Source organism: Paenibacillus pectinilyticus (genome assembly GCF_001700435.1).
GTDB classification, from domain to species: Bacteria; Bacillota; Bacilli; order Paenibacillales; family NBRC-103111; genus Paenibacillus_E; species Paenibacillus_E pectinilyticus.
On record NZ_LYPC01000014.1, the window covers coordinates 86,373 to 111,813 of the forward strand.

Consider the following 25,441-nt stretch of genomic DNA (forward strand, 5'->3'; position numbering starts at 1 on the left):
TGAGTTTTCTAAAGAAAACTTTAAGGAGGTATGGTTTTGAAAATCCATATTGTCAAAAAAGGCGATTCCCTGTACGAGCTCGCGAAAAAATACCAAACCAGCCTAGATCAAATTATTGCACTGAATCCACAGATTGCGGATCCGAACCAGATTGATATTGGGATGAAGGTGAAAATTCCATCTGGACCGAAACACGTAGAACCACCATCGGAGTATGTTTACAAGCATGTCGTTCAGCAAGGCGATAGCTTGTGGAAGCTTGGCAAAGCATGGGATGTGCCGCTGCAAGCGATGATTCAGGCGAATGCACATCTGAAAAATCCAAATGTACTTATGACGGGTGACATCGTCTTTGTACCCAAAGCGCAGCATGGGGATGGACACACACATAGTCATCAACATCATCACACGTCGACGAAACTCTCGACGGAACCGTTTGCACCTGTACCGATGGCACCTATGACCGAGCCGCAGCCAATGGCGCCTGAAAATGTGTATCAGCAGCCGATCATGCCAAGTCCTGCTATGCCGGAAGTTGAAGCTCCGCCTCTATCAACAGGTGAAGCTGTTCCTATGATACCGCAGCAAATGTACCCGCAAGCACCGATGGCGACACCGTCAATGCCATCCATGCCGGCACCCATGACAGATCACGTTGGACTTCATGAGCCTTATGGGCAAGCGGTGCATCCCTTTCATCAATTTCATATATCCGCAACAGAAGTCTCTGTTTATCCAGAGCAACATCATGAAGCCATGCCATATTCAACGTATCCTTCCCATCAAGAAGAACCTTTTGAGCACTTTCCAGCAATGACCGCACCGGTATCCTCGGTTGATGAGGGGTGCGGTTGCGGAGGTCCTCCTATGAATGAGCAGCCTTGGATGACCTATCCAGCCAACTTTCCGAATGTGCCGATGGGAAATCCATGGGACACCATGCCGCAAGTTGGGCCGTCAATGCCTGGTTTTTATCCGCCTGCGATGCCGTACGATGCCCAAATGGCGCAGCATTATGCATTTCAACATGATCCATATGGTATTCCTTATGCGGGAGCAGGGGATGATTTCCAAACTCCTTATGAGTCAACGATTCTACCTCAAGTGCATACGCATGAGCTTAAGAAAGTTTCTGATACCGAGGCAGAGCTCGAAATTGACATCCGCGATAATCAAAAAACGGCAAAATCGAAATCAAATGCGAGCCGTTCTACACGTAAAGTAAAGCTTTCAGGTGCTTCTGCATTGAGTTCGTTCCTAAGAGATCAGCAAAGAGCTTCTGAAAAACGGGAAACGAGCAGACCGAATACCCCTTGGATCAATTTTTAAGTGAATAAAAAGAAGCCCCAAACCACAAACGTGGAAGAGGGCTTCTTTGTTATTGTAAAGGGATGATTAAGCAATCATGCCCAATGTGAAAAAGGTCATTAAACCGATGACAAAATGCATGCCCCACTTTTTGCGAAGGAGCTCGCGTCCACGGTGTAAGCGGGTTTTGACGGTAGTGATGGGTAAATTCATTCGCTCGCTAATTTCTTGAAGAGAGAGCTCCTCGAGATAGTAGAGCGTAATAATCCCTTTGTATTTATCCGCTAACTTATTGATTGAAGCGTGCATATGCTCTTGAACTTCGGTTTGGAGCACCGCATGCTCAGGTGATTGATCTTGACTAGCCAGCTTACTGTAATAGCTGTAATCGTCATCTTGATCGTTCAGTTCCGCATCAAGGGATTGGACGGGTCTTTTTTTGCGCAAAAGGTCGATGGCCACATTCTTCCCGATTCGATAAATCCAAGTGGAGAAATTCTGGCTTTCATCAAAGTGGTTTAGGTTCAAATAAACGCGGATAAAGGTTTCCTGAACAATATCCTCCGAATCGGGTCGGTTATGCAGCATCCGAAAAGCAAGCTTTTGTATCTTACTGCGATAGAGTTCGACTAACTCCACGAAAGCGTTGCGGTCGCCCCGTCTGGATAGTTGAATTAATTGAAGTTCTGCCACATTCATGATGTTTCCCTCCTTAGAGTTGTCGTATAGAAAACGGTGCGAAGAAGCTATCGCAATTGCCTATTACATATATATCGTCAATCATGCATGCCTATGAGCAATTTTCTTCTATCTTTGACTATATCATTTCTGTGGCTACAGTCAAATTCAATTGTGTACGAGTGCTTATTTTTAACCATTTGTTACCGGAATCATGGAGGTTTGGTGACGATTAAGAATGCGGACTTGGATTAGTATGGGAAACACTGGTTTTATTGGAAATAGAAGGAATGTTATCATTCTTATGCGTTTCGTTCCACAGAGCAACACTTCCCCAAAATAAGATGACACCGATCATAAGGAGTGTTGTTCGTTTAATAGGTTTTCTACCGTTCATGGTTTGCTTTCACCATCCGTTTAGATTGGTTTAATTCTCTTGTCTACTATGGTAAATGATGTATAGTGCTTCATGCAAATGGAAACAATACGGAAAAAACAAGAAGAAGGGGATTTCGTGAATGTACTTTGGTTCTTGAAGCAATTGAAAAAAAGGCTACGCTGGAAGCGCAGTTGGTTGACCCTTGGTATGTTCGTTTTGGTTGGTACAGTTACTTGGTTAGTATATGCAACAAACGGCTTACTAGGTGATCAAGACCCGCAAACTCCCAAAGGCGCCGTCCGTGCGACACTCGCTGGTTTAAAGCCGGACTCTGATAACCGTCTTCAGGAAGCGACTAAACTGTTGCAAGGCATCACAGATCGCAGAGAAAGCTATTTGCTCAAGTCCTATGTGTGTGGTGAAGAACGCAGTTCCTTGGGATTACATTCGTCACAAGAGTTAATTTCCCTGCAAAAGCAACATCCTAACTGGCAACTTACGATCCAGGCATCTTCTGGTGACGTTACTTTTAAAGAAAATATTGAAGACTTATCACCTGAATGTAAGGAAAAGGCGGTATTCGGTATTGATGGCAGCAGCAATTTATCGTTATTCAATGGTACACCTGCTAATAATCAGATCATTCGAACCTTTTTCCAATTAAATATTGAGCAATTAGAAAGCAGTTTACCTCGAGAAACGGTCGACCAGCTGCATGAAGGAATCCGAGTCTCCGACATAGCGGAGTATAATAGCGTATTATCTACATTCAGCGATTATGCCATAGAAGTGACTGAGGGTGCAATGTCAAGTCGATGAACAAATAGCATAGATTGGAAATGGAAAGAGATAGCTTCGGGAATTCCCGAGTCTATCTCTTTTTTTTTATTTCTGCTATAATTGAAATGACTACATATGTTCGCCTTTTAAGAGATAGGAGAGAAATTCTTTGCGTATTCTAGGGATAGATCCGGGGATCGCGATCGTTGGCTTTGGCTTTATTGATAAAATCGGCAGTAAGCTAGTTCCAGTACAGTACGGTTCGATTCAGACGGAAGCACATACGGATCCAGGCATCCGATTGAAAGATGTCTATGACGCTACAGTTCAATTGATAGAGAAGTATAAACCAGACGTGATGTCTATTGAGAAATTATTTTTTAATCGTAACGTAACAACGGCGTTTACAGTTGGTCAAGCGCGGGGTGTCATGATCCTAGCGGGCGTGCAGGCTGGCTTGCCAGTTGCTGAATATACGCCGCTTCAGGTTAAACAAGCGGTTGTTGGCTATGGCAAGGCAGAGAAGAAGCAGGTGCAGGAAATGGTCAAAATTTTGTTAAAGCTGACGCAAGTGCCGAAGCCGGATGATGTCGCTGATGCGTTAGCCATCGCAATTTGCCATGCCCATTCCTCTTCCCTTCAATCTAGAATAAATGAGGTCAGGAAACGATGATAGATTTCTTACGCGGTAAGGTGGCCCTACGAGAAAGTGATTATGCAGTCCTTGATGTGAATGGCGTTGGTTATCGTGTATTCTGCCCGAATCCTTACGCGCTTTCACATATGGAAAATGAAGACGTCACGCTATTCATTCATTATCATGTGCGCGAGGACGCGCATCTTCTTTTTGGTTTCATGACACGGGATGAGCAGGCATTGTTCCGTTTATTACTAGAAGTGAGCGGCATCGGACCTAAAGTAGCACTAGGTATTCTGGCAGCAGGCGGTCGACCGGAAGCGGTTATTTTGGCCATAAGTCAAGAGAATCTAGCGTTTCTTACGAAGCTTCCAGGTATCGGGAAGAAGACAGCGCAGCGTATTGTCCTAGATTTGAAAGATAAGCTTGGTTCTGTAAGCTTCTCCAGTCCAGAAGCAGCGGTCGCTTTAAGCGTTGTTGGTTCGGCGCAATTAACCGAAGGCGGCTTGCCATGGAGCGAGGCGAAGGAAGCCTTGATGACATTAGGCTACACAGAGGCAGAGGTTGATCGCGCATGGCTGCAAGTGAAGCCCAAAGCACAGCCGTCGGATTCGGTTGATGTGCTAGTGAAACTTGCCCTGCAAGCGCTATTCACGATGTAGAAACAATGAACGTGCAAATTTAGGAGGACACCATGGACAATGACCGAATCATATCGGCTAATTTTATGATGGAGGACAACGTGGTCGAGTATAGCCTGCGTCCTCGCTATTTGGCTGAATATATCGGCCAGAAGCAGGCGAAGGAGAACCTCAAAATCTATATCGAAGCTGCGAAGCAGCGAAAAGAAGCATTAGATCATGTGCTCCTATATGGGCCGCCTGGACTTGGGAAAACAACACTCTCCAACATCATCGCCAACGAGCTTGGTGTGAATATTCGAACCACCTCAGGCCCTGCTATCGAGCGGCCTGGTGATCTCGCGGCCATCCTGACAAATCTGCAGGAAGGTGACGTGCTCTTCATCGACGAGATTCACCGCCTCCACCGTACGGTGGAAGAGGTGCTGTATCCGGCGATGGAGGATTTTGCCCTTGATATTATTATCGGCAAGGGGCCAAGTGCACGCTCCGTGCGCCTCGACCTGCCGGCCTTCACGTTGATCGGCGCAACGACGCGTGTTGGGCTGCTTTCAGCGCCACTGCGTGACCGTTTCGGTGTCGTGAGTCGATTGGAATTTTATACAATCGACGAGCTCAGCTACATCGTTAGCCGTACGGCTGATATCCTGCAAGTCAGCATCGTCGGAGAGGCTGCGCGTGAGATCGGCATGCGATCACGGGGAACTCCGCGTATTGCGAACCGCTTGCTGAAGCGGGTGCGTGACTTTGCCCAAGTGAGAGGCGATGGCGTGATCACGATGGAGCTAGCCAGAGAGTCGCTAAGGCTTCTGCAAGTGGATGACCTCGGACTGGATGAAATCGATCATAAGATGCTGCGTGCGATTATTCAAAGCTTCCAAGGAGGCCCTGTTGGCCTCGAGACGATCGCGGCTACGATTGGTGAAGAAAGCCAAACGATAGAAGACGTGTATGAGCCGTATTTATTGCAAATCGGCTTCATGCAGCGTACGCCAAGAGGGCGTACCGTGACACCACAGGCCTATCATCACCTTGGTTTACCTGTTCCAGAACAGCGTTGAGCCCTCAGGAAGATTGCGATCAGAACGTATGAGTAACATGAGAAGCTTTTGCCTCTGCTGAAAGGCGGGCAAGGGCTTTTTAGTCTTTTTTTGTCATTTTATCTGCAAGTCTACAAAACTTCTTCCTCCTACTAGCGTCTACACTACTAGATGAGTTGAGAAAGAAAGGAAACGATACCTTCATGCATGGGAGACATAAGCTTACAACCCCAAGACGAATCGCCATTATCGCGGCGGCCGCATTAACCTTTGGTTCTTTTTCCTACATAGGTGGTTCAAGCGCAAGCGTTAACGCAGCGGGGATCAAACATTTAGATCAAATTCGTGTTGCACTCGTGATCAATGCTGCGAAATATAAGAAAGTAGAACCGCTAGTTTCGTTAACATCCCCAGGAGGTTTTGACATCGGCGTTCGCAGTTCGGTGAGTGCCGAGGTGAAGCCTTGGGCTTCGATTGCAGATACGACGATCCGAATGTCGCTAGATCAGTTCAGTACGATGATGCTGGAAACGACGGATTTTGCAGCAGCGAAAGCTTTAAATGCGAAACTCGCGGTTATGCCAGAAGACAGCTACGTGTTAAGTCGTACGAAAATGGGAAAACCAGTGTACCAAGTGTACTACGGCAGCCTGCCTACAAAGACCGAAGCCGACAATGCGGCAGCGCAAGCCTTGAAGGACCCAACAGTAGCCGCACTGACGAAATCAGGCACACCTACAGGCACGGGACCGCTCCATTTGAGTGCAGGCGCATTCGCATCTGAGGCGGCAGCTGGGCAGCAGCTCGCGGTTTACACACAAGCTGGCATCAGCGCTGATATCGTTTTACAGGCAGACAACACAGGTTTGGTTAGTTACGGTGTTTGGGTTGGGAATGAAGCCACAGACGTCAAACTGGAGGCTGTGAAGCAGGCTGCACTGAAAGCAGTGCCTAACACGCCGCTGCAGGCTGCGAATACGAAGTCTCCTTACCTTATACGCAGATCGGATGTAACCGCCGCTAACAGCCCTACAGCGTCTATAACGCATTACACAACAGCCACAGGCGACCAGAAAACAATGGTTCAGCCGAAGAAAATGGGCATAGCTGTGAAGGAGAACGCAGAACGCAAATACCGCGGCAACATGGAAGTCAGCACCTACCATGATCGATTAGCTTTGGTGAACGAAGTGCCGATGGAACAGTATTTATATGGTGTCCTTGGTTCGGAATTGAGCTCATTGTGGCCTGCGGAAGCACTCAAAGCTCAAGCGGTTGCAGCGCGTACCTTTGCGATCGTTCAGGGAAATAAATATGAGATTGCCCAAGTGACGGATACGACGCTCGATCAGGCTTACTTTGGCTTGGATAAAGAGTTTACAGCGGGGAATCTAGCTGTCGATGCGACGAAAGACGAAGTCATTTCCGATAAACGCGGTAATTTGATTACACCTGTATTTGCTTCAAATGCTGGAGGACAGACCGCCGATTCAACGGAAGTATGGGGAAATGCAGTTGACTATTTACGAAGTGTTGCAAGCCCAGACCAAGGTGCTGAACAAGGGAAAGCCATCTGGTATCAGATCCAATTAAGTGATGGCCGAATCGGTTTTGTACATAGTATGTATGTGAAAGATACGACTCAGAAGGACGCATCAGGAAAGTCTTATTTCGAAGCAACGGAGTCCGATGTGAATGTCCGGCTGGCACCTTATGTAGATAATACTGCGAATCCTTCGATTGCTAAGCTAGCCATGAAGGAGAAAGTCTTGGTAGTTGGTCAAGAGAGAGAATCGAATGCGTATTCATGGATTAGAGGCCCTTATACCTTAAATGATATGAAGAGCAAGCTAGCAGCTGCAAATATCAGCATTAATGGCGAATTGACATCGCTGGAGGTTTCCAAACGAGGGCCATCTGGCCGAGTGATCGAGTTGAAAGCAAACGGGGTTGCCGTGAATGTACCGTACCCGGATGCGCTTAGATCTGCCCTTGGCGGGCTGCCGAGTACGCTGTTTGAAATAGAGGGAGCTGGCAGTTATACTGGTACTAGCCCATCTGTTCCTAACCTAGCGTTGTTGACCAGCAGCGGTGTGGTTTCTAGCAGTTCCACCACAGATAGCTTCTACGTGTTGTCAGGCAAACAAACGCAGCCGACCGCGGTGAAGAAATCCGATGTGATGACCATCAGTGCCTCTGGTATTAGCAAGCCTCAGACTTCATCTACAGGGAGTTCAGGAAGTTCAGGTGCTGCTCCCAAGGGTACAATCATTATCCGGGGGAAAGGCAACGGCCATGGATTGGGGATGTCCCAGTGGGGGGCAAAAGGATTTGCGGAGCAAGGTTATGATTATAAAAAAATACTTCAGACGTACTACACTGGAGTCAATATAACGAAGGAATGAAGACATAACATGGAAGTACAAGCATTTGATTTTGACTTACCGGAATCATTGATCGCTCAGACGCCGCTGCTAGATCGCACGGCGTCTAGATTACTTACGTTGAATAAAGAAACAGGACAGACGGCACATCGCACATTCGAGGATCTGATTACCTATTTAGAAGCCGGGGATTTACTCGTGATGAATGATACACGAGTCATTCCAGCACGGCTTTTTGGTATGAAGAAAGACACAGGCGCTAAAGTGGAATTATTACTGTTGAAACCACTTGGCGAGGATCGATGGGAAGCGCTGGTCAAGCCAGGCAAGCGCATGCAGCTTGGCGCAGTCGCTGTATTTGGCACATCGATGGATGAGGGAGATGAACCTCTTTTAACCGCGGAAGTGGTGGAAGTAGGAGAAATGGGCGCGCGCGTGCTGCAATTCCGATACACGGGAATTTTCAATGAGATTCTCGATCGCTTAGGGGAGATGCCGCTTCCTCCTTATATCAAGGAGCAGTTATCGGAGCGGGAACGATATCAAACCGTCTATGCAAAGCATGAAGGATCATCTGCCGCGCCTACGGCTGGTTTGCATTTTACGGAAGCGTATTTGGATAAGCTTCAAGCCAAGGGCATTCGACTTGCGTTCGTTACACTTCACGTCGGATTGGGAACGTTTCGGCCTGTGTCCGTTGATAAGATTGAAGATCACCAAATGCATGCCGAGTTCTACATCTTGTCCGAGGAAACAGCGGCCATGATTAATGAAACGAAAGCAGCGGGCAAGCGCGTTATCGCGGTCGGAACCACATCGGCGCGTACCTTGGAAACAGCCGCAGGATTAGCTCGTGAGCAGCAAAGCCCAGAAGAGGGGATGCCTCTTATCATCCAGCCTTCGCAAGGATGGACGTCTATTTTTATATATCCAGGGTACACGTTTGGCGTCGTAGATGTTCTGTTAACCAACTTTCATCTACCGAAATCGACCTTACTCATGCTGATTAGTGCTTTAGCTGGAAAAGCGAATGTGATGAAGGCTTACGAAGAGGCAGTGAAAGAGGAGTATCGGTTTTTCAGTTTTGGCGATGCGATGTTGATTTATTAGATTGCAGAAGGAACGTATGAGAATAGCAAGCTTAGAATAGGAAGTGGATGACATGACAGCAGCAGTAACGTATGAACCGATTAAAACTTGTAAACAATCTGGCGCTCGTTTGGGACGCGTACACACTCCGCATGGCGTGATCGAAACGCCTGCGTTTATGCCAGTCGGCACACAAGCAACCGTGAAAACGATGAGTCCGGAAGAATTAAAAACAATGGATGCTCAAATTATTTTGAGCAACACCTATCATTTGTTTATTCGTCCAGGGCATGAGATCGTGAAAGAGGCAGGCGGGCTGCACAAGTTCATGAACTGGGATCGACCGATCCTGACAGACAGCGGCGGGTTTCAAGTATTCAGCTTGAGTAATATGCGTAAAATTACGGAAGAAGGCGTTCAATTCAAATCACATTTGAATGGGGATAAGCTATTTCTTTCGCCAGAAAAAGCAATGGAAATTCAGAATGCGTTAGGTTCTGACATCATGATGGCCTTCGACGAATGTCCGCCATTTCCAGCCGAATATGAGTATGTGAAAAAATCGTTAGAGCGTACGACACGCTGGGCAGAGCGCTGCCTGCAAAGTCATGCTAGACCGCAAGATCAAGGTCTGTTTGCGATCATCCAAGGCGGCATGCATGAAGATCTGCGCAGGCTGAGTGCGGAGCAGTTGACTTCCATGGATTTCCCGGGGTATGCTATTGGTGGACTGAGTGTGGGCGAACCTAAGCACTTAATGTATGAAGTGCTCGACTATACGACACCATTGATGCCTGCGAACAAGCCCCGCTATTTGATGGGTGTGGGCTCGCCAGATGCGTTGATTGAAGGCGCTATCCGCGGTATCGATATGTTCGATTGTGTGCTTCCGACTCGGATTGCCCGAAACGGGACATGTATGACGAGTTCAGGACGTCTTGTGATTCGTAATGCGAAATACATGAAAGATTTCGGACCGTTAGATGATAAGTGTTCCTGTTACACATGCAAGAACTATAGCCGAGCTTATATTCGTCATCTGATTAAAGCGGATGAGACTTTCGGCATTCGATTGACAACCATTCATAACCTTCACTTTCTACTACAGCTTATGCGCGAGGTACGAGAAGCCATTAAGGAAGATCGATTGCTTGATTTCCGCGATACCTTCTTTGCCGCTTATGGGCTGAATGATAATGAAAGAGGATTTTAAGAGAGGAGGATACCTATGTTTCTATTGGCTGACGATACTGCAAGTACGGGTGCAGTAGGATATTTGTATACATACGGGCCCTTAGTGCTCATGTTCGTAGTTCTCTACTTCTTACTTATTCGTCCACAGCAAAAAAGACAGAAAACACGTAGTTCCATGCTAGGTGGCTTGAAAAAAGGGGATAAGGTTGTTACTATCGGTGGATTACACGGAACGATTGTTGAAATTACGGATGACATTTGTGTGATTCGTGTCAACGATGTAACTAAATTAACATTCGATCGTTCTGCGGTAAACGCAGTTGCACAACCAGCTAAAGAGTAAAACAAAAAAGCGAGGCCCTTTAACAGGCACTCGCTTTTTGTTTGCTTATTTTGAAATGAGATTAATATTCGTTGTTCTTAACTCTCCGTTTGAGGAGCGCGCGCTCGCCGAGGACAAGGCGTCCTTCTGCAATGCGTAGTCCCATTCTTGCCGCTACAACACCGAGTAAGAGACCGGCACACATATCAGATAACCAGTGAATCCCGAGATAGAAGATGGTGAAAATGATGAAAGCGGCGGTGCAAGGGACGAAAATCTTCCAGAACTTGCTGCTGCTCTTCACCGCAATCACAGCCATCGATACTGAAATCGAGGTGTGTAAGCTAGGGAAGCAGTTGTCAAGACCCGATAGAGGTCGATAATCTTGCTCAAATGTTGGGAATACGTCTAAGATAAGAAGATGTACTCTTGGGTGGAAGGACCATACTTCATTCACTGGGAAGAAGAGATAGAAGGGAATGGCAACCATATAATTGAACATTAAAGCATAACAGACAGCATAGAACAATTTATAATTCTTCTGATAGGTGTAAAGCGCGATAGATGTGATCATGACGGAAGGAAAAATAATAACATAGAAGTAACTGCACACCGCGGTAAGAATATCATTATGGAAAAAGTTTTGAATCGTGGCGACAAAGTCACCTTCAATTCCATAAATAGAAGCAGTGAAATCGTTTCTATGTTTCATTCCTTGTTCAATCTGCATTTCCATCTTGTTGAAGAATAAGATGAGCAGCACACCAACGAAATGAATGAGGTACTTTCTTGACGTAAAAACTTCATGAACAAAGCTATAAGCAATGGTGTGCGGGCTTTTTCGTGTAGCAATGATTACAAAAGCAAAAATAGTAAGTACAATATAGACTGTCGCATAAGTCATAGAATGAAAAGGGCTCATGATGTGTTCCCCCTATATATTGGAAGTTTTGTGCGGCAATAACTATGACATTATACCACAATCAACAGGGGGGAAGTGCAATCTTCACGGAAAAGACTTATTTTTGCGTATTTACACCAAGAATGCCTCCGAGCGCCCCAGCCGCGAATAAAATGCCAAGTAGTTGGAGGGATTGAAGATTCAACCCTGCATCAAATGCCAGAAATCCGACTAAAAAAATGAGTGCGAAATAGAAAAAGCCAACTAGTCCACCGTGATACCAGCCGCGGTTACCGGCTCTTTTACCTGAAACCCATCCTCCAATAAACAAGGAGACCGCGTGGATGATGGTTGTTATCGTGTGTAAGGAGCTTTCTTGCGCACTTGTTAGCAATAGAAACAAGGAAGTCACGACGGTTCCGATGGTCATCATAGTGAATGAATAGACGAGTCCTGAAAATAAAGGTGATGGTATTCGAACCTGACTGACCGTTTTCATTGGGTTCACAGGCATCATTCCTTTCCTATATTCGAACGCTTCATTATCATCATTGTATGGTCAAGCACATAGAATTAGTACAAACTACGGATCGAAGGAGAGTGATTATTTATGACCGAATTCTCGCAAGGGCCAGTCCTATGGCAAGCGATCGCTGCCCTTTTTATTTTCGCGGTGGCTTACGTTTGTATATTAATAGAGAAATGGGATCGTATGTATACAGCACTTGGCGGGGCTTTGCTGATGGTGATCTTAGGAATCGTCCCCCTGAAAAAGGCACTAACCAGCTATGCCAATTGGCCGATTTTATTATTTCTTGTGAGTCTTTTTATCGTTTCAAGTCTATTTCAAAAAACAGGCATCATTTCATATTTCGTAAGCGCTATGGTTCGTAAATTTCGGATGAGGGCGTTAACACTCATTATTTGTTTGTCTCTTGTAGGAGCTATCATTTCAGCTTTGCTGGATAGTATGTTGGCTGTCATTGTGATCGTTCCTTTCGTTATTATGGCTTCCCGCAAAATGAGATTAATGCCGGCTCCATTCCTGATTTCACTATTATTATCGGTACATATTGGTGGGGCAGCTACGATCATGGGGAACATAATGAGTCGAATGTTAGGAGCTTCTGGGCATCTTTCGTCTGGCGACATGTTTATGAAGCTAGCGCCGCTGATTTGTCTGCTGCTAGCAGTTGTATATTTGATTATTTGGATGATCTATCGCAAACGATTAATCGCTGCCGAAACCTACATGCGCGGGCTTCTCAGCATTAACCCAAGTTCCTATTTAGCGAAGGATCAAGTCTACCTGATAGGCAGCAGTATGATTACTGGTTTGACGATCGTCGGTCTGGTCATTCATGGTCTTCTGGGGTGGAGCCCTGCATACATTGCCGCAGGCGGTGCCGTAGCTTTACTAGGAATGAACTATAAGGACATAGTCACACTGGTCAAGACCAAAGACTATGAATCCATCTGGCACAACCTCAAAGAGACTCAAGGGCTCTTTTTCCTGGGCTTATTCATTATGGTTGGGGGGATCACGTACGCGGGCATAGCCGGCTTCATCGCAAATCGCGGATTAGAACTTAGCCAAGGGAGTATTCCGTTCCTCTCGATCTTGCTGCTTTGGTTAACGAGCTTTGGGGCAGCGATGATGGACAATGTTCCTTTCCTAGCTGCTATGCTGCCGGTAGTGGATCATATGGAGCAGCTGCTTGAGGTATCTAGTAAGCCAATCTGGTGGTCATTGGTTGTGGGAACTGCGATCGGAAGTGGTGTTACGCTTCTCAGTTCTACCGCAAGCCTATATGCAGCTTCGTTCACCTATCAAGACAAAGTGCAACTGAAACAGAGTGAGTACGTGTTAGTGGCTGCGCCCATCTGTCTCGTGTTACTTGTGATTTCAACGTTCTATTTCAAATTATTCCTGTTTTAATTGCCAACAATTGAACAGCTCTCATCTGCATGATGATGTGCAAGGGCGGTCAGAATACCAGTGAACTCCGAGAACAAGCAAGAGCTTAGATCAGGGAGGTAGCGATGGATATTCTGACTATTTTTTTGCGTACGGTGCTTATCTATTTTGTCGTTTTTCTCATGCTTCGGATTATGGGGAAACGTGAAATTGGTAAGCTGTCGCTGTTCGATCTTGTGATTTCCATCATGATTGCGGAAATTGCTGTTTTCGTGCTTGAGGATGCGGCCAAACCTCTAACATATGGTCTTGTACCTATGGGGACGTTGGTGCTTATTCAAGTTCTAATTGCCTATATTACGTTAAAAAGTCGCACTGTCCGTGTGCTTTTCGATGGAAAGCCGAGTGTTTTAATCAATAAGGGTATGATCGATCGAGAGGAAATGAAGAAGCATCGTTATAATTTAGATGACCTGATGCTGCAGCTAAGACAAAATAAAGTGATGAATGTAGCGGACGTGGAATTTGCCATTCTAGAGCCTTCGGGGAAATTAAGTGTCGTTGAAAAAGAAGTGAAAGAGACAGCAAGCTTGGATCCTACGATAAAAGCGACCATTCGTTATGAAGGGCTGCCGCTGCCTCTAATTATGGATGGGAAAGTACAGGATGAGAATTTAGAAAAAATCGGTCAAACCAGATTCTGGTTGAAAAATCAGCTGCAAGAAAAGGGTGCACGTGATTTTAAAGAAGTCTTTTATTGTTCTATTGATCACCGCGGCCGGATGTTTCTGGATCGTAAACGATAAGCGCCAACGGAGGATGACGACGGGTCAGCGAATGATTTTTTTACCCATATTCAGGAGACGTCCGATATCCTTCAGACTGATCAATCGGAACATCGTGATGAAGATGAGGTAGGAGATAAATCCTGCTAATAAAGAAGATACGAATCGTACCCAAGTTAGGGAGATCCACGGGGTATACATGATGAAGTAACTGGCAAGTCCGGAAAGTAACATCGCTGCCCCAATTTTACCAAAAGAGCTGCCATCCATTCTGAATTTAAGCAAGCGTACCACGCTGTTCCAATGGAGCAGAGTTACCAACACAATATTGACATTGATTGCAAAAACGGCTCCTTGGATGCCCATTTCAGGCTTACTGGCCAGCCAATAAATTAAAGCTAGTTTAACTGTGGAACCAATTAACGTGTTAATTAAAGCAGATCCAGGCTTGTTCAAGGCTTGTAGGGCAGATTGCAATGGAGCTTGAAAATAAATAAATATCGCAATGGGCGCCATCATTTTGAGCATGACAGCTACATCAGGCTGATTGTACATATAGGTGCAGATGGGTTTAGCAAGGACAAACATGATTACCGCGAAGGGCGCACCTGTTACTAATGCCAGCTTCAAGGATTGATGCAGCCGCATGTGAATGGTTTTGGTATCTTTGCGGGCGGCAGCTTCACTGAGCGATGGAACCAGTGAGACGGATAATGACATGGTCAATGCGCTAGGTAGAAGGATAATCGGAATGATCATTCCTTGCAGGGCGCCGTACTGCGCGGTGGCAAGAGAAGTTGAAATGCCAGCAATAGCTAAGCTTTGAGCAATTAAGATGGATTCCAGCAAATAGGAACCAGCTCCGATAAGTTTACTTCCTGTGATAGGAATAGAAATACGCAGAATCTTGCGTAGATTCGTCATACGTCCAGTCGTCATTTTGGTTGTGCTGATTGGTGTGAGGGGCAGCTTGGGAGAAGTTTTCTTATCCCATCGGAAATGAATCGCTAAGACAGCCAGTCCGCCTATTTCACCCGCCAAAACTCCGATCATGGCACCAGCCGCTGCATACTCAATCCCATAAGGTATCATCATGTAGGAACACACGAGCACCATAACAATACGAATCAAGGTTTCCATAATTTGCGAGGTTGCAGTTGGGATCATATTCTGTCTGCCTTGGAAATAGCCGCGATACACGGCTGATATTCCAATAATAGGAATCATAGGGCTCATACATAAGAACGTGTAATAGACACGGGAGTCAGTTAAAAGGTGTGAAGTGATCCATGAAGCACCAAGCACACAGATAAGTGTGAAAATTAAGCTCAGTGAAATCGTGATGGCTAAAGAAATTCGGAGGACGCTGCGAATTCGGGTTTCATTGTTCTCCGCCTCAGCTTCCGCGATCAGCTTCGCAATGGCAACAGGAATTCCTCCCGTAATGATGGTTAGAATAACGGATAGAAAGGGCCAACCCATTTGATAAATACCGATACCTTCGGCCCCAATGACTCGCGGGAGCGTCATTCTGGGTATGAAGCCAAGGATTCGATTCACAATGCCCGCGGCCAACAGGATCATCGTACCTCTTATAAACGACTGCTTGGTCACTGCCATACCCTCTTCCGATAATGTCATACCTATGACTATGCGGGAGTTGGTCAAGCTCATGCTAAGATTTTATGGACAAGGGCGTGTTTGGCAGGAATTGGAGGGGGCGCTCTCGAATTAGTCCATATACAGGTAAAACCATACCTTAGCCCATGCTTACGAAGTTAGTTTTGCTAAAGCAAAACTTTTAGGAGGATCCCCCATGAATGACGAACATGACAATGGAAGTGACGAAGAGAATAAGGGTCTTTCGGATCTTGAACTGAATGAAACCATCGAAAATTTATGTTTGAGCAAGGTCGAGGAATTTAATCTGCTAGGATATGAGCATGTTACCGGTAAGGATATATGGGATTGCGTAAGCGATAAGTACCGTAAAACGGGATTGCCTCCTCTTCACCAAATCGTTAATGACATTTTGTCGCTCAAGTCTACGGCGTTTATGAACTGGATGACGATAAGTATGTACAAAGGAGTCCAATTCTAGGAATGGGCTTATTTTCAATATAGCATGTATGTGCTTCACTTAATAAGTCGGCGATGTTGCGTGATCAACACTTTGACAAGTTCTCAGCGAACGGTGTAGCCGTTTATTTGCATGAAACGACTTAAATTGACTCGTTTTTCAGACCTGAGTATAATAGGCATATTGAGTATTGAAGGGAGACTAGCAACAGATGTTGGATTGGAAAAGAATTACGTTCTTTTTTCTAACGGTTGTCATTGTTCTTGGAGCAGTTGGCGTTACAAGCCCAAGTCTTGTAGACCGTATTAAACTGGGATTAGATTTAAAAGGCGGTTTTGAAATTTTGTACACGGCTACGCCTTTAACGGCCGGACAACCGCTCACAAAGGAAACGCTTTCGGAAGCGGCACAAAGTCTTGCCAAACGTGCGGATTCACTGGGTGTTGCTGAGCCAGAAGTGTATCCAGAAGGAACAGATCGCATTCGTGTGCGTCTAGCAGGCGTAAAGAATGAAGATGAAGTACGTACTCTGATGTCCAAGCCTTCCGTTCTTACTTTTAGAGGCCCAGATGGAACGGTGTACATGAATGGAACAGACTTCGTTGAGAACGCAGCGAAACTTAGCTATGATCCGAATACGAAGCAACCGATTGTTGAAATCAAAATGAAAAGCAGAGAGAAATTCAAGGATGTAACGACGAAACTCGTTGGCAGCTCATTGTCCATTTACTTAGACGATGATTTGCAATCGACGGCGGCGGTTAATTTCCCAATTGATAGCGACTCTGCGATTATTACACAAACCAATGTAGCTGAAGCGACGAAAGTTGCCAAAATGATTAACTTAGGCGCAATGCCGCTTAAATTAACAGAAAAATACATACAACGTGTTGATGCTACGCTCGGGAAAGCTTCTTTGCACGAGACAGCTAGAGCAGGTCTGATTGCCTCTATCCTTATCTTCTTATTCATGGTGCTTTACTACCGTGTACCAGGTCTAGTAGCGGCTTTCACACTCATCACTTACATTTGGGTATTATTGGCTATCTTCGACTTTATGAATGCGACCTTGACGTTGCCTGGTATTGCTGCCCTTGTCTTGGGTGCAGGTATGGCCGTTGATGCAAACATTATCACATACGAACGAATTCGTGAGGAAATCCGTGCTGGTAAAAGTATTCTTTCATCCTTGAAAGCAGGGACGAAGCATTCCTTCCGTACGATTATGGATGCGAACGTAACGAATTTAATTGCGGGTATCGTTCTTTACTATGTAGGTAACGGTGCCATTCGCGGATTTGCAGTTATCACGATGATGAGTATTATTATCAGTATCTTAACGAACGTGTTGTTCTCCAGATGGCTGCTACATCTTATTATCCGAGGTAATTTGCTGAAAAAGCCAAGTTATTTCGGTGTGAAGGAGGCAGACATCCGTGGACTCTAAGAAAAGGTTTGATTTTGTTAAACACCGGAACAAATTTTTCAGCCTCTCAGCCGTCATTCTGATCATCGGGCTAGTGATTATTTTAACTTCTGGCGTGAATTTCGGCGTTGATTTTAAAGCAGGAACGAACATCGATTTGGTTGTTGGTAAGCAATTGACCAGTGAGAAAGTTGTAGAAATTTTACACGGACTCGAAACAAGTGGTGATTTGAAGTCCAAATATTCCGACCCTACGGTCGGAGGGAATAATAGCGATCGCGTATCGATCCGTTTCGATGACGTTTTGGACGATGCAACAGTGAACAAGATTCAGACCACTTTCGCTACAACTTATAGCTCTGAAGTATCCAAAGAAATCAACACAGTCGATCCGCAATTAGCGAAAGAATTATTGCGTAAAGCGGTATACGCTGTAGCTATCTCCAGTATTTTAATTTGTCTTTATGTGAGTATTCGATTTGAGTGGCGTTTTGCGCTAGCTGCAATTATTGCCATTTTGCATGATGCTTTTATGGTTATCGCGATGTTTGCCATTTTCCGTTTTGAAGTGAACTTACCGTTCCTTGCGGCCGTCTTGACCACGATTGGTTATTCCATCAATGATAAGATCGTTATCTTTGACCGGATTCGTGAAAACTTACGGTTCTCCAAGCTTAAAACAGACGCAGACCTTGTTGCTTTAGTCAATGATAGTATCTGGCAAACGATGGCTCGTAACATCAATACCGTAGTTGTCGTATTAATCGCTGCTGGATGTTTGTACTTGTTCGGAAGCGAGTCCATTAAGCTGTTCGCTTTGGCGAAGCTAATCGGTTTGACGAGCGGTGCTTACTCTTCCATCTTCATCGCGTGTGCATTGTGGTATTTATTTAAACGTAGATCCTTAGCTAGTTCTAAAAAGAAATCTGCAGCGTAATAAACATATGAACCGGCCGCGTGATTGTTGCGCGGCCTTTGTATCCGTTTGGGGGGAATGTCCACGTGAAGGACGATGTTTTTCAAAAGACTGAATACACACTCTGGGCAGGCATGCTCCTCCTTTCCGTCATCGCATGTTTGCAGGGAATGGCAGCATTTCAAGCACCAAGCATTGCGCTGTTAGCAGCTGCGGCACAATCAGTTGCAGGTGTTTGTGTGGTAGCCGTCGTTATCATGAGCGTAAGAACGCAAAGGCAGCAAGCAACCAGCAAGGCCTTCCAGCGTAATGCTAATCGAATTGCGATCGTTTCTATGCTGCTTGCAGTCCTCATTATGGTGATTGGTACCCAAATGGGGATTTTATCTGTCAAATCACTTGTAGCTCATGTGGACCAAGATGCCGGTATATATCCGCTTATCCTTCTTCTTATTTCGATTGCTGCTAAGGAATTGTTGTTCCAATATTTGAATCGATTAGGGAACCGATTCGGCGCTAAGGAATTTATTTCCAATGCGCGCAGACATCGTTCCGATATATACTCTTCTTTTGTAGCTATAGTGGGTATGCTCTTGACTTTGCTAAGTGAAGTGTGGGATTATACGAAGCTTGCTTATATAGAGCCTGTAGCAGCACTTCTCATCGCTATAATGATCTGTTATATGGGCTTCTCCATCGTCAGAAACATCCTATCCGCGTTGTCAGAGAACGTACGCCATCAGGAAGACGTAGCGGAGTTCATAGAAGTTGTTGGCCGAATCCTAGGCGTCATTTCCGTTGATGACCTGAGTGCACGCGAACAAGGGCACTACGTTGTCGTCGAAATGTCCATCTCTGTGAACCCGAGGCTTTCTGTTTGGGAAGGGCACGAGGTGTCGAAGAAAATTAAAGCGCAGCTGATGAAACAATACCAACATATCTCGAATGTTGTCATTCATGTGAATCCCTATGATCCAGGATACCCTTATAAACATCATGCAGATAACGATGCTGCAGAGCTTCCATCTGTATTACACTAAATCTTAAGAGAACTACAGGAAATCATGACGTTTTCGCAGGGAAAACGCCGAGGAGGATACACCAATTGCTAGCACCAAAGGCAAGATGGAACATTGGAAATGCGGATGAGGCGCTTGTCGAAGCATTTGTACGTGATCTGCAGCTAGATCCCTTAGTTGCCCGTATCCTCGTGCTGCGAGATATCCGCGACGTGTCGGAAGCCAAACAATTTATGCAAGGTGGCATCGGCGATTACCATGATCCCTATTTGCTAGATGGGATGCTGCCAGCTGTGGAGCGTATCCGTCAAGCTTTGGCAAACAATGAGCTGATTCGTGTGTATGGAGATTACGATGCTGATGGTGTAAGCAGCACATCCTTGATGGCTCATTTACTAAAAGGTCTAGGCGCTCATTTCGATACCTATATTCCCCATCGGATTCGAGAAGGCTATGGCTTAAATCGTGGCGCGATCCTGCTTGCGAAGGAGCAGGGGGTTGGGCTGCTTATTACAGTGGACACGGGGATCAGTGCTGTACAAGAAGTGGCATACTGCCGGGAATTAGGGTTGGATGTCATCGTGACGGATCACCATGAACCGCCAGAAATTCTCCCTGATGCCCTAGCTGTTATTAATCCTAAGAAGCCAGGATGCCCGTATCCGTACAAAATGCTTGCGGGTGTCGGTGTTGCCTTCAAGCTCGCGCAAGCGTTACTTGGCCGGTTCCCGGAGGAACTTCTTGAGTTCGCAGCGCTAGGAACGGTTGCTGATCTGATGCCACTTACAGGCGAGAATCGGTTGCTTGTCAAAATGGGACTTCAGCGCATGCAGGATTCCAGCTATGTTGGCTTTCGGTCCCTAATCCGTGTTTCCGGAATTGAACGGAAAGAGGTAACAGCGGGGCATATCGGATTCTCTCTCGCGCCCAAAATCAATGCAAGCGGTCGATTAGAAGCTGCTGACATTGCTGTTAAGCTGCTTACTACCGCAGATGAAAATGAAGCGGAGCAAATTGCCTATGAATTGGATATGCTGAATAAAGAGCGTCAGCAGATCGTCGAGGATATGGTGCAAGAAGCCTTCGCCATGGCGGAGGCTCAGCGAGCCAAAGGTATGGATAAAGTCATTGTCGTTGCCAAAGAGCACTGGAATGTAGGCGTCGTCGGGATTGTCGCTTCCAAGATTGTGGAGAAATTTTATCGACCGACTTTGGTGTTGAGTATTGATCCGCTGACAGGCATAGCGAAGGGCTCTGCGCGCTCGATTGCAGGCTTTGATCTACACAAGGCTTTGACGGCTTGCAAGGACCTTCTAGACCACTATGGAGGACATCAAGCCGCAGCGGGGATGAGCTTGAATAGCGCGCACCTGGATGCTTTTACAGAGCAATTAAACGAGCTTGCTGCCGCAACGTTAACGGATCAAGATTTCGTGCCCGTCCTACGAGTTGATAATCAGTGTCAGTTAGCTGATGTACCTATCGCCAGCATTGAAGGACTTGAACAATTAGCTCCCTTTGGGATGGGCAATCCATCGCCGAAGTTCATGTTTACGAATCTTGGACTTGATGATATTCGAACGATGGGCAAGGAGAAGCAGCATTTGAAGCTTGGGCTTTCGCAGTCGAAAGATGAGATTAGCTGCTCTGTTGAAGCAGTAGGGTTCGGTAGAGGAAACTTGGCCGCTCTCATAGCACCTTCGGCCAAAGTCGATGTCTTAGGTGAGTTGTCGATCAACGAATGGAACGGCGTAAGGAAACCTCAAATCATTATGCAGGATTTGCGAGTCCCGCATGCGCAGGTGTTTGATTGGCGCGGTACTGGGCAATTGCATCTGAAGCTCTCAGCGCTTATCAGCAATCTCGCTGTGGGAACGGCGGTACCGCCAACACCGCCTGGAATTGTGCTATTCGACGAAACGGATGTCGGCTTGTTCCAAGCGGTCGCAAGCCAGGTCGGAGACGAGATCCCATACTGGATTGTACAGGATGACGCAGGGGTCAGACCTGGTAATGAGGCGGCGGAAGCGATACAATTCAGTGAGTTGGCCGACGTTATTTTGTACACATTGCCTCGAAGTATTGCCAGTTTGGAAGCAGTCCTGCAGCAAGCGAAGGGGATGATGCGTTGTTATCCTGTTTTCGCAGAGTTAGGGCAGGATAGTGGAAGCACGCTCCCTTCGCGCGATATGTTCAAAATGTTCTACGGCTCGTTACAAAAGGAAAAATCGCTTAATTTGATGGATACCCGCATGTTGACGGCTTTTAGTAAACGCTCAGGACTTTCTCAAGCTATGATACATTTTATTATATCGGTCTTTGAGGAATTAGAATTTGTCGTCAAACATGATAAGATGGTTACATTAAACCCAGCGCCAGCCAAAAGAGATTTAACCACTTCACGGTTGTACCAGCATCGATTGCATCGACAAGAAGTTGAAGCCATTGTTATGTATTCTTCAGCGAAAGAGCTGGAGCAATGGATCGCTGATCACATAAATAAAACCTAGTATACATTGGAGGAAATCATAATGAATTTCAAAGATTACATTCGCGTTATCCCGGACTTTCCACAACCCGGTATTCGATTCAAGGATATTACAACATTGCTTCAGAATGGCCCTGTGTACAAAGAAGCAATCGAGCAATTAAAACAACTCATTCAAGACAAAGAAATTGATGTGATTGCGGGTCCAGAAGCACGCGGATTTGTTATTGGTGCACCTCTAGCTACTGCTCTTGGCGTAGGTTTTATTCCAATTCGTAAAAGTGGCAAATTACCTGGAGAAACCATTGAAGCCGACTATGCGCTGGAATATGGCAAGGATAAACTTGCTATGCATAAAGATGCCATTAAGCCTGGGCAGAAAGTACTTATCGCTGATGACTTACTCGCAACTGGCGGTACGATTCAAACATCCGTTGATTTGATCAAGCAGCTTGGCGGGGAAATCGTAGGGGCTGCTTTCTTAATCGAGCTTACGTATTTAGATGGCCGCAGTAAATTTGAAGGTTTCGATGTTGTTTCACTGGTTCAATATTAAGATAGGCATGGAGAATCGAATGCACGTTATTCGATTCTCTTTTTCATAGAGAAAATCGACGAGGCATGTCCCCTCTAATTTTCATGAGAATGGCATAGATGATGCATTTTGTCGAAAGCTTGGACGTGAGTAGTTGACGAGGGGCCTGACTTGCAGGCATAATGAATAAAAATCGACTAAAGGGAATGGGTAGATGCATGGGTATAGAGCAGCTGCTGGAAAAGGCCGCCACCTATCTGAAAGAGAATGATTTGCAGAGGATTAGGGAGGCCTATGAATTTGCGGATGAAGCCCATCATGGCCAAGTACGCAAATCGGGTGAGCCCTATATTCTGCATCCACTCGCTGTTGCAGATATATTGGTGAATATGCAGATGGATGTCACTTCGGTGATCGCTGCGCTTCTGCATGATGTTGTTGAAGATACAACAGTTTCGCTGGAAACTGTTCTAGATAAATTTGGGAAAACTTGTGCAATGCTAGTTGATGGTTTGACGAAGCTGGAGCGCATTAAGTTCAAATCCAAAGAAGAGCAACAGAATGAAAATTATCGTAAAATGTTTGTGGCCATGGCGCAGGATATTCGCGTAATCCTGATTAAGTTGGCAGATCGTTTGCATAATATGCGGACATTGAAGTACCAGTCGGAAGAAAGCCAGCGCCGTATTGCGGAAGAAACGCTGGAGATTTTCTGTCCGATCGCTCATCGACTCGGGATTTCCACGATCAAATGGGAGATGGAGGACATTGCCCTCCGTTATTTGAATCCGCAGCAGTACTACCGGATTGTGAATCTCATGCAGAAGAAACGGACCGAACGCGAGCAATATATTGAAGACGTCATACACAGCATCAAAGAGAAGCTAGATGAAATGGGCATTCAAGGAGATATTTCCGGAAGACCGAAGCATCTGTATAGTATCTACAAAAAGATGAGCTCCCGCGGCAAACAGTTTAACGAGATCTACGATCTCATGGCGCTGCGTGTCATTGTGGACGGCATTAAGGATTGCTATGCTTCTTTGGGTATCATTCATACGTTATGGAAACCAATGCCAGGGCGTTTCAAGGACTATATTGCGATGCCGAAGCCGAATATGTATCAATCCTTGCATACCACCGTTATTGGGCCAAAAGGGGAACCGCTGGAGGTTCAGATTCGGACATGGGAAATGCATCGGACATCCGAGTTCGGGATTGCTGCACATTGGTCGTACAAAGAAGGCGGCTCCGTCGTACCATCCGGTACCTTTGAGGATAAAATGAGCTGGTTCCGCGAAATTCTGGAACTTCAGCATGAAACGAATGATGCCTCTGAATTCATGGAATCCATGAAGATGGATTTCTTCTCAGATCTCGTCTTTGTCTTTACGCCAAAAGGGGAAGTTATCGAGCTTCCTGCTGGTTCTGTTCCGTTGGATTTTGCCTATCGCATTCATACAGAAGTCGGAAACCGTACCATCGGTGCCAAAGTGAATTCACGGATCGTGCCGCTCGATCACAAGCTCAAAACGGGCGATATCATCGAAATTCTTACATCCAAGCATTCCTATGGTCCAAGTCAAGATTGGATCAAGATCGCGCAATCGTCTCATGCTCGCAGCAAGATTAAGCAATGGTTTAAGAAAGAGAAGCGTGAAGAGAATGTTGAAAAAGGGAAGGACATGATTGAGCGTGAGCTTAAACGCTTAGCGATCGATCCGCCGACCCTTATGAGCGATGATAAAATGCTAGAAGCGGCGAAAAAGTTCAATTTCAGTGATATTGAAGACATGCTCTCTGCTGTAGGCTTTGGAGGCATTACGGCCGCTCAAATCTGTACGAAGCTTACAGAGAAGCTGCGGAAGGAAGCCGAAGAAGCGCAAGTTATCAAGCTGAGCAGCGAAGTGAAAGAGGTCAAGGCTCCCGCATCGACAGAACGCAAAAGCCGACCTACGAACGGTGTCCGAGTCAAGGGCGTCGACAACTTGCTTGTTCGTTTCGCTAGATGCTGTAATCCGGTGCCTGGTGATTTCATTATTGGTTATATCACCCGTGGACGCGGCGTATCGGTCCATCGTTCGGACTGTACGAACATTCCAACGACGATGGGTGAAGAGGAACGCGTAATCGAAGTGGACTGGGCAGAAGCTGTGGAATCCAATTTCAATCTGGAAATTGAGATTACCGGCCATGATCGCAGAGGCTTCTTGAACGAAGTGCTTCAGGCTGTATCCGAGAGCAAAACCATGATCTCAGCAGTTTCAGGCCGTTCGGACAAAAATAAAATGGCAACGATTCATATGACCATCTTGATAAAAAATATCGATCATCTACAGTCGGTTGTAGAGAAAATAAAGCGTGTCAAAGATGTGTACTCTGTTCATCGGGTTATGCAAAGTTAGCAAGAAGCTAAGGGGATTTGAAATACGATGCGAGTAGTCGTTCAACGTTGTAAACGTGGAGAAGTAACCGTGGATAATCGGACTGTTGGTCGAATCGAGGAGGGGCTGATGCTGCTGGTAGGTATTACCCACGAGGATACCGAGCAGGATGCGAAGTACTTGGCGGATAAAGTGGCAGGGCTGCGTATTTTTGAAGATGAAACAGGCAAAATGAATCTGTCTGTCATCGATACTGGCGGGGCCATACTATCCGTATCCCAATTTACTTTGTACGGGGATTGCCGTAAAGGAAAGCGGCCGAATTTTATGTCAGCTGCAAGACCTGAGCAGGCAGAGCCGTTATACAATCACTTTAATGCGTTACTGCGGGAGCAGGGGCTGCAGGTGGAAACAGGTGCTTTTGGTGAAATGATGGACGTTTCGCTCACGAATTGGGGCCCTGTTACGTTAATGATAGATAGTAAATAGGTTACAGGATATTACGCAGACAGGATAGGCAACCCGACCGCTGGATAT

The 25,441-nt window shown here is 45.9% G+C and carries 23 protein-coding genes; 19 read left to right on the forward strand and 4 right to left on the reverse strand.

The window, feature by feature from the left end; translation table 11 throughout:
- The first annotated feature begins 36 nt into the window (after positions 1-36).
- Positions 37-1,329, forward strand: a complete 1,293-nt coding sequence (locus tag A8709_RS08045; RefSeq protein WP_065851806.1) for a LysM peptidoglycan-binding domain-containing protein — start codon at positions 37-39, stop codon at positions 1,327-1,329.
- A 66-nt stretch (positions 1,330-1,395) separates the two neighbouring features.
- On the opposite strand, the gene sigW is transcribed toward A8709_RS08045, so the two are convergent.
- Positions 1,396-2,007 (reverse strand): RNA polymerase sigma factor SigW, encoded by a 612-nt coding sequence (gene sigW, locus A8709_RS08050; RefSeq protein ID WP_065851807.1) that lies wholly within the window; start codon positions 2,005-2,007, stop codon positions 1,396-1,398.
- A gap of 454 nt (positions 2,008-2,461) precedes the next feature.
- Here sigW and A8709_RS08055 point away from each other — a divergent pair, with 454 nt between their 5' ends.
- From A8709_RS08055 to yajC, 8 genes are all read left to right on the forward strand, one after another.
- Positions 2,462-3,184: a BofC C-terminal domain-containing protein gene (locus A8709_RS08055; protein WP_084224855.1), complete on the forward strand. Its 723-nt coding sequence runs from the start codon at positions 2,462-2,464 to the stop codon at positions 3,182-3,184.
- A 130-nt stretch (positions 3,185-3,314) separates the two neighbouring features.
- Positions 3,315-3,818, forward strand: coding sequence for a crossover junction endodeoxyribonuclease RuvC (gene ruvC, locus A8709_RS08060; protein WP_065851810.1), 504 nt, complete (start codon positions 3,315-3,317; stop codon positions 3,816-3,818).
- Positions 3,815-4,444 carry a Holliday junction branch migration protein RuvA gene (gene ruvA / locus A8709_RS08065; protein ID WP_065851812.1) on the forward strand — a complete coding sequence of 210 codons (630 nt, stop codon included), beginning with the start codon at positions 3,815-3,817 and terminating at the stop codon, positions 4,442-4,444. Before ruvC ends, ruvA begins: the two co-directional genes overlap by 4 nt.
- A gap of 32 nt (positions 4,445-4,476) precedes the next feature.
- Positions 4,477-5,484: a Holliday junction branch migration DNA helicase RuvB gene (ruvB, locus tag A8709_RS08070; protein ID WP_065851814.1), complete on the forward strand. Its 1,008-nt coding sequence runs from the start codon at positions 4,477-4,479 to the stop codon at positions 5,482-5,484.
- Between the two features lie 182 nt (positions 5,485-5,666).
- Positions 5,667-7,868: a SpoIID/LytB domain-containing protein gene (locus tag A8709_RS08075; protein WP_065851816.1), complete on the forward strand. Its 2,202-nt coding sequence runs from the start codon at positions 5,667-5,669 to the stop codon at positions 7,866-7,868.
- A 9-nt stretch (positions 7,869-7,877) separates the two neighbouring features.
- Positions 7,878-8,957, forward strand: a complete 1,080-nt coding sequence (gene queA, locus A8709_RS08080; protein ID WP_065851818.1) for a tRNA preQ1(34) S-adenosylmethionine ribosyltransferase-isomerase QueA — start codon at positions 7,878-7,880, stop codon at positions 8,955-8,957.
- A 52-nt stretch (positions 8,958-9,009) separates the two neighbouring features.
- Positions 9,010-10,149, forward strand: coding sequence for a tRNA guanosine(34) transglycosylase Tgt (gene tgt / locus A8709_RS08085; RefSeq protein WP_065851820.1), 1,140 nt, complete (start codon positions 9,010-9,012; stop codon positions 10,147-10,149).
- Between the two features lie 15 nt (positions 10,150-10,164).
- On the forward strand, positions 10,165-10,473 hold the full coding sequence (gene yajC, locus A8709_RS08090; protein ID WP_065851821.1) for a preprotein translocase subunit YajC: 309 nt from the start codon (positions 10,165-10,167) through the stop codon (positions 10,471-10,473).
- A gap of 61 nt (positions 10,474-10,534) precedes the next feature.
- Here the strand turns inward: yajC and A8709_RS08095 are convergent, their stop codons facing one another.
- Positions 10,535-11,374, reverse strand: coding sequence for a phosphatase PAP2 family protein (locus tag A8709_RS08095; RefSeq protein ID WP_065851823.1), 840 nt, complete (start codon positions 11,372-11,374; stop codon positions 10,535-10,537).
- A 97-nt stretch (positions 11,375-11,471) separates the two neighbouring features.
- Positions 11,472-11,852, reverse strand: a complete 381-nt coding sequence (locus A8709_RS08100) for a TIGR04086 family membrane protein (protein WP_425262317.1) — start codon at positions 11,850-11,852, stop codon at positions 11,472-11,474.
- Positions 11,853-11,963: 111 nt separating this feature from the next.
- Between A8709_RS08100 and A8709_RS08105 the strand changes: the two genes are divergently transcribed.
- Together A8709_RS08105 and A8709_RS08110 are read left to right on the forward strand one after the other, a co-directional pair.
- On the forward strand, positions 11,964-13,292 hold the full coding sequence (locus A8709_RS08105) for an ArsB/NhaD family transporter (protein ID WP_065851827.1): 1,329 nt from the start codon (positions 11,964-11,966) through the stop codon (positions 13,290-13,292).
- Positions 13,293-13,396: 104 nt separating this feature from the next.
- On the forward strand, positions 13,397-14,077 hold the full coding sequence (locus A8709_RS08110) for a DUF421 domain-containing protein (RefSeq protein WP_065851829.1): 681 nt from the start codon (positions 13,397-13,399) through the stop codon (positions 14,075-14,077).
- A gap of 24 nt (positions 14,078-14,101) precedes the next feature.
- Here A8709_RS08110 and spoVB read toward each other — a convergent pair whose 3' ends face one another.
- Positions 14,102-15,670, reverse strand: coding sequence for a stage V sporulation protein B (gene spoVB, locus A8709_RS08115; RefSeq protein ID WP_065851831.1), 1,569 nt, complete (start codon positions 15,668-15,670; stop codon positions 14,102-14,104).
- Positions 15,671-15,872: 202 nt separating this feature from the next.
- On the opposite strand from spoVB, the gene A8709_RS08120 reads away from it, so the two are divergent.
- From A8709_RS08120 to dtd, 8 genes are all read left to right on the forward strand, one after another.
- Positions 15,873-16,157, forward strand: coding sequence for a post-transcriptional regulator (locus tag A8709_RS08120; RefSeq protein ID WP_065851833.1), 285 nt, complete (start codon positions 15,873-15,875; stop codon positions 16,155-16,157).
- Between the two features lie 190 nt (positions 16,158-16,347).
- On the forward strand, positions 16,348-17,583 hold the full coding sequence (gene secD / locus A8709_RS34010; protein ID WP_425262314.1) for a protein translocase subunit SecD: 1,236 nt from the start codon (positions 16,348-16,350) through the stop codon (positions 17,581-17,583).
- Entirely contained in the window at positions 17,573-18,499 is a 927-nt protein-coding gene (gene secF / locus A8709_RS34015; protein WP_141692463.1) for a protein translocase subunit SecF, read from the forward strand. Before secD ends, secF begins: the two co-directional genes overlap by 11 nt.
- A gap of 65 nt (positions 18,500-18,564) precedes the next feature.
- A complete protein-coding gene (locus A8709_RS08130; protein ID WP_065851835.1) occupies positions 18,565-19,518 on the forward strand; it encodes a cation diffusion facilitator family transporter in 954 nt (317 codons plus the stop codon).
- A 65-nt stretch (positions 19,519-19,583) separates the two neighbouring features.
- Positions 19,584-22,007: a single-stranded-DNA-specific exonuclease RecJ gene (gene recJ / locus A8709_RS08135; RefSeq protein WP_065851837.1), complete on the forward strand. Its 2,424-nt coding sequence runs from the start codon at positions 19,584-19,586 to the stop codon at positions 22,005-22,007.
- A gap of 21 nt (positions 22,008-22,028) precedes the next feature.
- Positions 22,029-22,541, forward strand: coding sequence for an adenine phosphoribosyltransferase (locus tag A8709_RS08140; protein WP_057311658.1), 513 nt, complete (start codon positions 22,029-22,031; stop codon positions 22,539-22,541).
- A gap of 197 nt (positions 22,542-22,738) precedes the next feature.
- Positions 22,739-24,925: a RelA/SpoT family protein gene (locus A8709_RS08145; protein WP_065851839.1), complete on the forward strand. Its 2,187-nt coding sequence runs from the start codon at positions 22,739-22,741 to the stop codon at positions 24,923-24,925.
- Between the two features lie 27 nt (positions 24,926-24,952).
- The gene (gene dtd / locus A8709_RS08150) at positions 24,953-25,393 is read left to right on the forward strand and encodes a D-aminoacyl-tRNA deacylase (RefSeq protein ID WP_065851841.1); all 441 of its coding nucleotides are present in this window, start codon (positions 24,953-24,955) and stop codon (positions 25,391-25,393) included.
- The last annotated feature ends 48 nt before the right edge of the window (positions 25,394-25,441 follow it).

What these genes read in the sequence shown, in the direction of transcription:
- ruvB (WP_065851814.1), top strand. Translation starts at nt 4,477, where the DNA reads ATGGACAATGACCGAATCATATCGGCTAATTTTATGATGGAGGACAAC.
- secD (WP_425262314.1), top strand. Translation starts at nt 16,348, where the DNA reads ATGTTGGATTGGAAAAGAATTACGTTCTTTTTTCTAACGGTTGTCATT.
- A8709_RS08055 (WP_084224855.1), top strand. Translation starts at nt 2,462, where the DNA reads ATGGAAACAATACGGAAAAAACAAGAAGAAGGGGATTTCGTGAATGTA.
- A8709_RS08075 (WP_065851816.1), top strand. Translation starts at nt 5,667, where the DNA reads ATGCATGGGAGACATAAGCTTACAACCCCAAGACGAATCGCCATTATC.
- A8709_RS08100 (WP_425262317.1), bottom strand. Translation starts at nt 11,852, where the DNA reads ATGAAAACGGTCAGTCAGGTTCGAATACCATCACCTTTATTTTCAGGA.
- sigW (WP_065851807.1), bottom strand. Translation starts at nt 2,007, where the DNA reads ATGAATGTGGCAGAACTTCAATTAATTCAACTATCCAGACGGGGCGAC.
- A8709_RS08145 (WP_065851839.1), top strand. Translation starts at nt 22,739, where the DNA reads ATGGGTATAGAGCAGCTGCTGGAAAAGGCCGCCACCTATCTGAAAGAG.
- A8709_RS08105 (WP_065851827.1), top strand. Translation starts at nt 11,964, where the DNA reads ATGACCGAATTCTCGCAAGGGCCAGTCCTATGGCAAGCGATCGCTGCC.
- tgt (WP_065851820.1), top strand. Translation starts at nt 9,010, where the DNA reads ATGACAGCAGCAGTAACGTATGAACCGATTAAAACTTGTAAACAATCT.
- A8709_RS08140 (WP_057311658.1), top strand. Translation starts at nt 22,029, where the DNA reads ATGAATTTCAAAGATTACATTCGCGTTATCCCGGACTTTCCACAACCC.
- dtd (WP_065851841.1), top strand. Translation starts at nt 24,953, where the DNA reads ATGCGAGTAGTCGTTCAACGTTGTAAACGTGGAGAAGTAACCGTGGAT.
- A8709_RS08120 (WP_065851833.1), top strand. Translation starts at nt 15,873, where the DNA reads ATGAATGACGAACATGACAATGGAAGTGACGAAGAGAATAAGGGTCTT.
- A8709_RS08110 (WP_065851829.1), top strand. Translation starts at nt 13,397, where the DNA reads ATGGATATTCTGACTATTTTTTTGCGTACGGTGCTTATCTATTTTGTC.
- A8709_RS08095 (WP_065851823.1), bottom strand. Translation starts at nt 11,374, where the DNA reads ATGAGCCCTTTTCATTCTATGACTTATGCGACAGTCTATATTGTACTT.
- ruvA (WP_065851812.1), top strand. Translation starts at nt 3,815, where the DNA reads ATGATAGATTTCTTACGCGGTAAGGTGGCCCTACGAGAAAGTGATTAT.
- queA (WP_065851818.1), top strand. Translation starts at nt 7,878, where the DNA reads ATGGAAGTACAAGCATTTGATTTTGACTTACCGGAATCATTGATCGCT.
- yajC (WP_065851821.1), top strand. Translation starts at nt 10,165, where the DNA reads ATGTTTCTATTGGCTGACGATACTGCAAGTACGGGTGCAGTAGGATAT.